This is a genomic window from Vibrio sp. 1249-1 (genome assembly GCF_033340495.1).
This window is the reverse complement of sequence record NZ_JAWOWJ010000874.1, coordinates 1-582: the sequence shown is the minus strand read 5'-3', so window position 1 is coordinate 582 and position 582 is coordinate 1. Positions and strand designations below refer to the sequence as shown.

1 protein-coding gene is annotated in these 582 nt (G+C 46.2%); it reads right to left on the bottom strand.

Features of this window, described 5'->3' with window-relative positions:
- Positions 1 to 235, bottom strand: a 235-nt coding sequence (locus R7Z50_RS29410) for an MFS transporter (protein ID WP_411979538.1), incomplete at its 3' end; no start/stop codon positions are given.
- Between the last annotated feature and the right edge of the window lie 347 nt (positions 236 to 582).

Sequence of the window (582 nt, the reverse complement as noted above, 5' to 3'; positions counted from 1 at the left end):
CAAAGCTATCGGCAAGCGGCCCATGAATTAACTGACCAATCGCAAAACCCGCCGTATAAGCCGTCAATGTAATTTGAACCGCACCAGGTGCAACGCCCAAATCTTTTGCGATGGTCGGCATTGCCGGTAGATACATGTCGATCGCCAATGGCGTTAGCGCGCCAATTGCACCGAGCACAAGAAACAGTAAAAAACTGATTTGAGATTGGGGAGCGCTTTGAGCTTTTTCTGTCATTCTTTTACCTCTAGTTGTGTCCTTGCCATCAGCCATTTCTTTGCAGAAACTAGCAAGGATGCTTCTCGTACCATTGAAAACAAAGCACAGTGCTTTGCTGATTCAATTTTCGAGGGTCATAAGGACGAATGTTTACCAAGGTGGCCTTGACGAGCTCGACATAGAAAAGCGCATGATAACGATGCATGTTCACCCGATAATTGCGCGCAATAAACCAAAGATGACAGCATGATTGATTCACTACGAACGGATGTTTCGCGAGAAAAGTATGCGTGAGCCTGTGATAAAACGCCGCGGCATATCACTGAGGTTAAGCATGCATACCGAAATTGTCTAGGCTCGAAAAC